The organism is Lactobacillus sp. A27, from assembly GCF_016742815.1.
Classification (GTDB): domain Bacteria; phylum Bacillota; class Bacilli; order Lactobacillales; family Lactobacillaceae; genus Lactobacillus; species Lactobacillus gallinarum.
Map to the genome: position 1 here is coordinate 1 of NZ_JAEHNT010000007.1, position 4,033 is coordinate 4,033.

The 4,033-nt window shown below is 36.0% G+C and carries 3 protein-coding genes and 2 pseudogenes; 4 read left to right on the top strand and 1 reads right to left on the bottom strand.

Features of this window, described 5'->3' with window-relative positions; all coding sequences use genetic code 11:
* Positions 1 to 204 precede the first annotated feature (204 nt).
* Positions 205 to 1,646: pseudogene (locus JEM49_RS01125) on the top strand (FAD-binding oxidoreductase).
* A gap of 66 nt (positions 1,647 to 1,712) precedes the next feature.
* Here the strand turns inward: JEM49_RS01125 and pepV are convergent.
* On the bottom strand, positions 1,713 to 3,116 hold the full coding sequence (gene pepV / locus JEM49_RS01130) for a dipeptidase PepV (protein ID WP_025006397.1): 1,404 nt from the start codon (positions 3,114 to 3,116) through the stop codon (positions 1,713 to 1,715).
* 119 nt (positions 3,117 to 3,235) lie between these two features.
* Here pepV and JEM49_RS01135 point away from each other — a divergent pair, with 119 nt between their 5' ends.
* The 3 genes and pseudogenes from JEM49_RS01135 to JEM49_RS01145 all read left to right on the top strand — a co-directional run.
* Complete coding sequence (locus JEM49_RS01135) at positions 3,236 to 3,559, top strand: type II toxin-antitoxin system RelB/DinJ family antitoxin (protein WP_236697314.1); 324 nt, start codon at positions 3,236 to 3,238, stop codon at positions 3,557 to 3,559.
* On the top strand, positions 3,549 to 3,881 hold the full coding sequence (locus JEM49_RS01140; protein WP_025006395.1) for a hypothetical protein: 333 nt from the start codon (positions 3,549 to 3,551) through the stop codon (positions 3,879 to 3,881). Before JEM49_RS01135 ends, JEM49_RS01140 begins: the two co-directional genes overlap by 11 nt.
* 5 nt (positions 3,882 to 3,886) lie before the next feature.
* Positions 3,887 to 4,033 (top strand): annotated as a pseudogene (locus JEM49_RS01145) (RNA-guided endonuclease InsQ/TnpB family protein); the annotation flags it as partial.

Sequence of the window (4,033 nt, forward strand, 5' to 3'; positions counted from 1 at the left end):
AAGGCTTAACTCCGAAAGAATATCGGAATCAAGCCTCTATTAATCCTGTATTTTAAACTGTCTAATTTTTAGGTCTCAGTTCAGGATGGGATACCATTCAGTTTTTTATTTAAGTAAAAAGTAAGTGCACTCATCAGCAACTATAATAACGATAGTTACTTAATTAAACATAACAACAGAGTATATAAAAGGAGAGCAAAAATAATGGAGTATCATAAGATCAATCAAGAAGATTTGAAAGCTTTAAGTTCTTATATTGCTGATCCTGCGCGCCTTATCACTAATCCAACTACGCACTGGGATCACGATCAATTCAAGACCGTTCGTGCTATGCCAGACTTGGTCATTCAACCGGTTACTAATGAAGAAGTATAAAAAGTCGTTAAATATGCTAGTGATCACAATATTCCGATCGTGCCAAGAGGCAATTCAACTGGCTTGATGGGAGCCAACTTAACAGTTGAAGGTGGTATTTCACTAGACATGATTAAAATGAATAAGTTGCTAGAATATGATCAAACATCATTAACTATGACTGTACAGGCAGGGATGCGGTTGATTGATATTGAAAAAGTTCTTAGCAAATAAACCATTTTCATACATGCCAACATCAGCGATGCACTGGGCTTCAATTGGTGGTAACGTTGACACCGATGCTGGTGGCTTAAAGTCTGTCAGATATGGCGTAACTCGTGAACACATTCGTCAATTGAAAGTAGTTTTGACTGATGGTAAATTATACAAGTTTGGTGCTAAAGCTGTTAAATCTTCATCAGGTTACTCACTCAAAGATTTAATCATTGGATCAGAAGGTACTTTAGGTGTAGTTACCGAAGTAACGATGTGGCTTTATCCAACACCAAGAAAATCAATTAACGCTTTAATTCCATTTCCAACATTAAATGATGCGATCAAGTCAGTACCAGCAATTTTGGCTTCAGGCGTAGTACCTACTACAGTAGAATTTATGGGTAGGAAAGTTATCGATCTCTGGGAGAAATACTATAATGAAAAATTCCCAGTTGATACAGGAGATGGCTTTATTTTACTTCGTTTTGACGCCTTCACCGATGGAGAATTGCAAGCTGATGCCACTACCAAGCAATTTAAGTCAGCTCCACCAATTGTGCTTGATGCTAACTCAGAAGAAGCAAAGACCATTTGGAAGTGTCGTGAAGATTTGTTGTTAGCTATTCAAAAATCAACGCCTAAGATGGATGAGGTAGATATTTGTGTACCAATCAATCACATTCCTGATGTTTTGGATCGAGTAGATGAGCTTGAAAAAAGAAATAGGTATGAGAATTCCTAACTTTGGTCATGCCGGTGACGGTAATTTGCACATCTATCTCTGTTCAGACAATATGAGTGATGAGGAATACAAAGAAAAGAGCGATAAGGTAATTACAGAACTTTACAAGACTGCTAAAGCCCTTGATGGTAACATGTCTGGTGAACATGGTATTGGTTATGCTAGAAAAGATTGGCTCGAATGGTACTATGGTGAAGACTATACTAACTTATTAAGAAAGATTAAAAAGGTCTTTGATCCAAACTCTGTTTTGAACCCAGACAAGATTTTCCCATTACAAGATAATAGCAAGTTGACTAATTTAACTTATGTAAACGAATTGGTAATGAGCTAAAGCAATAGAATAAAAGAACAAAAAAGATGGTCATTTTCCTGTGAGAAAAAGATCATCTTTTTGTTTTTAAGCTTCTTTTGTTAATTCATAAATTGCTTCGGCGTAAATGGCAATTGAATCAATCAAGTCATCAACTTTCATGTATTCGTTAGCTTGGTGCATAACCATTGGTGCATCTTCTGGTTGAGCACCGAAGGCTACACCATGCTTGAATAGACGACCATAAGTACCACCACCGATAACAACTTCGTGGCCTGGTTTACCAGTTTGATGTTCATAAACCTTGAGTAAGGTCTTAACTAATGGATCATCACCTGGTACGTAGTGTGGTTCTTCAAATGAGTTGAATGAAGCAGTTAGGATATCACCAAATTTTTCTTCAACTTGCTGAACCATCTTGTCTGGATCAGTACCCTGTGGGTAACGGATATTATCCTTTAAGATAGCATCACCATCAGCCTGATATTCAAAGATACTTGGTGCACTTGAAAGATCACCCATTAAATCATCATGATGAGCAACGCCAAGCTTTTCACCCTTAAAGTCTTCATGTTCAACATCAGCTAAGAAGTTAAGATAATTCTTGTCGCGTCCAGCGAAATCGAATTGATTGAGGAACTTACCTAAGAAAGTGGCAGCATTGCGACCAACTTGAGGAGCAGAAGCATGAGCACCTTGACCAGTAAGTTCGATCTTAGCCTGATCGCCATTAATTTCGAACTTACCTTCTAAGTCATTGTCAACTAAAAACTTAGTGAATTGTTTCTTAATATTTGCTAAATCACTGCCACTAATAATAGCGTAAGCTTTTTGTGGAGTAACATTTTCAGCAATACCGGCAGTAAACTTCTCAAGTTTTGCATTGCCCGTTTGATCATCATCTTTAAAGTTAAGTATCAAAGTATAAATTCCTTGCTCACCGTTAATGATTGGGTACTCTGCATCAGGAGAGAATACTTGATCTGGAGTAGGTTCGTGCTTTAAGTAGTAATCAATACCAACCCAGTTAGTTTCCTCATTAGTACCAACGATGAAGTCGATCTTTTTCTTAGGAGTAAAGCCAGCTTCTTTTAGTAAAAGCATGCCGTAGTATGCGGCAAGGGCAGGACCTTTATCATCTGCGGAACCACGACCGATGATTTTTCCATCCTTAATCAGCATCTTGAATGGGTCGGTATTCCAACCATCACCTGCAGGAACTACATCCATGTGACCTATGATGCCAAGACGTTCTTCACCATCACCATAGTCAACGCGACCAGCATAGTTATCAACGTTCTTAATATGAAAGCCATCTCTTTCGGCAAATGATAAAAACTTCTTCATTGCCTTAACTGGGCCAGGACCAACAGGGTATTCTGTAGAAGTATTATCTAAATCTTCAGAAGAATCAATGGCAATTAATTCGCCTAAATCGCGTAAAATATCATCTTTCTTAGCAGCGGCTAATTTCTTATAGTCTAAGCTCATATTTTTCTCTCCCTTAATTAAAATTGATTAATAATATTTTATCAGAAATATTTGATTCTTACTAAAAATTGGATCATTTAACTACTTCCTACAGTCTTTAAGATACCTCAGTAGTATATATGATTACAACAGATCCAAATAGATGGTATAATAGACATGAAAAGGCTGTGATTTCAATGGCATCTTACAAAAAAATACAAGCAAACGTAGATTCAAATTTAGCTTTACAAGCTGAAGATATATTTAAAGATATTGGACTCAATACTACTACTGCTATAAATGTTTTTTTAAAGAAAGTAGTTGCAACAGGAGGTATTCCTTTTGAATTGAAAGAAACGCCAGAACAAAAAGCAACAAGAGATTTGGTACAAACCATTTCAAAATCACCTCATAAAGAGGCTAAATCAACGAAAGATATCGAGGATTGGCTGAATGAGGACTAACGATATTGTGGATGTTTTTGTAGCATATATTATTAAAACAGGTGGTAAAAGCAGACTAGTTTTAATAATAAAATTAACCGATGCAAAAGTTTGGCTACTAAAGATTACGTCGAAGTACACCGAGAAAAGTGAAAATATAAGAAAGTACTATTATCCAATTTTTGATTGGGAAAAATATAATTTTGATAAACCTTCATATATTGATACAAAAGAATACTTGATTGCCAATATTAATGACTTAAAAATAACAAAAGTTAGAAGTCATTTTTCATTAACTGATTTGAAAAGATTAAAGATATTTATTGATAACAATTGCCAATAGATTAGAGAAGAAGCTTGATAGTAGCTAAACTGCATGATAAGATTCGCAGGCAGCGTGCAAACTTTTTACAAGTACTCTCAACTGCACTAATCAAAAACCACGATTTAGTAGTTGCCGAGGAACTAAGAAGCAGAAATCTGTTAAAGAATCAT